Annotated in this window: 4 protein-coding genes; 3 read left to right on the forward strand and 1 reads right to left on the reverse strand. The window is 51.9% G+C overall.

The genetic code is table 11. From position 1 onward, the window contains the following. Nucleotides 1-114: 114 nt before the first annotated feature. The 3 genes from N0B15_RS15475 to N0B15_RS15485 all read left to right on the forward strand — a co-directional run bounded on the left by N0B15_RS15475 (nt 115) and on the right by N0B15_RS15485 (nt 1,972). Nucleotides 115-690, forward strand: a complete 576-nt coding sequence (locus N0B15_RS15475) for a hypothetical protein (protein WP_263020620.1) — start codon at nt 115-117, stop codon at nt 688-690. A 318-nt stretch (nt 691-1,008) separates the two neighbouring features. Further along, nucleotides 1,009-1,470: a hypothetical protein gene (locus N0B15_RS15480; RefSeq protein WP_263020621.1), complete on the forward strand. Its 462-nt coding sequence runs from the start codon at nt 1,009-1,011 to the stop codon at nt 1,468-1,470. Continuing rightward, nucleotides 1,460-1,972 carry a hypothetical protein gene (locus N0B15_RS15485; protein ID WP_263020622.1) on the forward strand — a complete coding sequence of 171 codons (513 nt, stop codon included), beginning with the start codon at nt 1,460-1,462 and terminating at the stop codon, nt 1,970-1,972. Before N0B15_RS15480 ends, N0B15_RS15485 begins: the two co-directional genes overlap by 11 nt. A gap of 277 nt (nt 1,973-2,249) precedes the next feature. Here the strand turns inward: N0B15_RS15485 and N0B15_RS15490 are convergent, their stop codons facing one another. Beyond that, a complete protein-coding gene (locus N0B15_RS15490; protein ID WP_263020623.1) occupies nt 2,250-2,798 on the reverse strand; it encodes a TATA-box-binding protein in 549 nt (182 codons plus the stop codon). Nucleotides 2,799-3,087: the final 289 nt, after the last annotated feature.

Genomic DNA, 3,087 nt, shown 5'->3' on the forward strand with positions numbered 1-3,087 from the left:
ACTGGTTTGCTGGAACAGCAGTCATCTCAGCATGATTGCGGTCAGACTCGACGCAATTTCGGCGTGATCGCCATCTCAGCCAGCCACTAAGCTAGAACGGATGACCCCGGTACAGTGAAGAAGCTCGCATCGGGGAATCCGATGAAGGCAGAGAGGAAGAAGCAGCAGCCGTTCAAACTCATCCCGACGACGAAGCACTTCTTTTCGGCGAATCAAACTCCAGAACGTAATGCCGAGGACGAGGCGTTTTACAACCGGTGGTTGACTGTAATGTTCACACAACAGGTCCCTGAACATGAGCAAGATACCGACTTGGTCGAACGCCTAACGACGAATGAGGAATTGTCTGGCATCCTGAACTGGGCAATACACGGGTATCAGCGATTACAGGCCCAGAACGAATTCACTGCAGCACGACCACCGGAGGAGATAATGGCGTTGTGGCAAAAGAACGGCGACTCAATTGATCGATTCATCGCTGAATGCACAGTTCGGGATAAGGATGCAGTGGAAATTAAATCCGACATGTACGATTCGTATGTGGAGTATGCCGACGAAGTTGATGAACCCGCGGAGCGGCAACATGCCGTGACCAGACGCATCACCTGCCTCGAAGGTGTGAGAGAAACGCAAAAACGAATAAATGATTCCAGGCCACGAGTGTTCGAAGGAATAGGACTGGTTCGATAAAATCGGAACATTACCATTTTGTGTCGAATGTCGGGCTCCGAATAACGAGTTTTATGTTTTTCAATCGGCGTCACGTGTGTCACAGGTCATATTTGGGTTTAATTATCCCGATGGGATCATATTGTGTACGGCAAATTCACAAACACCTGTGACACCTGTGACGCCCCATCGAATATTTGCCGTGCCTCGGTTCCTGCTAGACGTTCGCAAACATGCACGACGTGAGTCTCCGAAGCTCGATATGGCATTGTGGGCGCTTGGAGGCGAGAATTAATTGCTACTGTCAAACGAACACCAATCGCATCAAAAGATAGCACTATGGAAGAACCCGAACGCCCCGATCCCGACGCCGATGCCAGCGAAATTCAGGAGTGGATGGACGAATCCTTCGCTCAATCGGTTGCCGAGGGGATGGAATCGGTAGACAATGGAAATGTGACGGTCGAGATTATCGACTACGAACGAGACGAGGTCGTCGGGACGATCGACACGGATGGGAACCTCAAAACGGAGAGCAAGGCGCTCAGAAACGTCTCCAAGGAGTACATCGATGAAGGCGTTCCCGTACTCGTCCCGACGACAGACGAGAATGATGAAGGTGAGACGGTACACGCAGACGCGGAGGTACTTATCGAACCGGGAGCGGACGGATTCGTGCGAGCGTTCGTTGACGAACTCCCGAGTCCGTTCGACTGCGATATGAGTGTTCTCGATGAGTTGCCGACGTTCGATATGAGGGAACCATCGAGCGAAGACGCAATAGACAGGAATGGCAGTTGAAACCGACGAATCATCCGAAATAGTTACTTTAGCAACAAATAACATGCCAATTGAAATGAACCGACGTAAATTCATGACCGTTGCAACTGGCGCGAGTACTGCCGTTCTCGCAGGTTGTACCGGATCAGCAGGCGCAGATGTAGTGCTCGAATACAGTTACGAAGAAGGAGACCCGGGCCAGGACACTATTCCTCAACACGTCAAGGATGCCGCGGGAGACGATGTTCTCATTCGAGGTGATGAACACAAGTGGGTCGTCTTCACGCTCGAGATTCTCGAAGGAGAATTGCACATTGACGAGATCATGGATCACGCATACATCGAAACTGACGCTGACTCGCATTTCACCCGTTCCGTGGTGATTACCTCACCAGAAGACGCTGAAGAAACGATTCCCGAGGGTGGCGAAGCGGACGTATTGTACCAGATCCCCGTCGAAGGTGAAGTGACTGGATGGACGATCGAACAATCGAGTTCGGATATCGAGGTCAGCGAGGTGTGAAAAGGTCAAACGATTTCTGAGAGTCATTCCGAAGGTGGTGCATGGGTGCTGGTTTATTCCGGAATTTGAATTGCATGGGATACAGAATTACCGCTTTTCTCCGCGTGACCTATTTTGACAATCCCCCATATTTGTGGAGATAGTGGACTGAGTGAGTAAGCAGATAGATTGTTACCGTCAGCAGATGGGCGTCTCTGCGATTTGAATCATTATCCGATGAATCCCTCAGACCACGGCACCGAACCCGCACAGCGTTGAAGCCTCTTGGTCTGCTGGGTCAGTCGACGGCGAAGAGGTCCGTCATTTCATCTCTCAACGTGGCGAACGTCTGCTCTGCTGTATCGAGGTCAGGGTTGCCCGTAATCACGACACGACCAGTAGCGAAGAGTAGAACGACGCTATCGACCCCAGATGGTCGGTAAATCAGACCAGGGAATTGCTCAGGCTCGTATTCGGTGTTTTCGAGGCCAAGACCAATTGCGAGCGCGCTAAGATTTAGCGATTTCCCTAGTTCCGCTGTGCAGACGAGATTCTGAATTTGGAACCACTCGTCAACGGGATTTGCAATCATTCCGTTCTCTGCGAGAAGCTTGAGAAATCGTTCTCGTATCGCATGTGCCTCCTCCTCTGAATCCGCCCCAGTCACGATGAATTTCCCAGTCCGATAGAGGGTGATGAGCGGGGCTTCCTCCCCAAATCGCAGATACATGCCGGGATACTTGTCAGGGTCGTACTCAGCGATGGAACCGATATCAGCAGCAACTCTCTCCAAGTCAAACTCGGCATCCAGTGATCCTGACGCGACGACGTTGACGATTTCCGGCATCACATGAAGTCGCTCAACTCTGCTTCATCGGCGCCCTCCGTGCCGACGGTGAACGTGTGCGTACCGACGTCCTCCAACGTGTCCACGCGAGACACCATCACCTCGGAAGTCGTTCCCCTGTCATTTCTCTCCTGCGTCACCGTCTCCCGGATCTCCTGCAATTCGTCAACCTCGATGTCTACGTCCCATCCGTTCTAGTTTAGCGCAGCGACACATCCAGAGACCCCGAGCTAGAATCGTCAGTAACTAGGAATGTGAGAATCCGGTGGAGAGTGTGTACAACCCACCG

Origin of the sequence: Natronobiforma cellulositropha, assembly GCF_025629245.1 — an archaeon.
Classification (GTDB): Archaea; Halobacteriota; Halobacteria; order Halobacteriales; family Natrialbaceae; genus Natronobiforma; species Natronobiforma cellulositropha.

Bases quoted from the DNA above. Each gene is read 5' to 3' on its own strand.
- N0B15_RS15490 (WP_263020623.1), bottom strand. From the start codon at position 2,798: ATGCCGGAAATCGTCAACGTCGTCGCGTCAGGATCACTGGATGCCGAG.
- N0B15_RS15480 (WP_263020621.1), top strand. From the start codon at position 1,009: ATGGAAGAACCCGAACGCCCCGATCCCGACGCCGATGCCAGCGAAATT.
- N0B15_RS15485 (WP_263020622.1), top strand. From the start codon at position 1,460: ATGGCAGTTGAAACCGACGAATCATCCGAAATAGTTACTTTAGCAACA.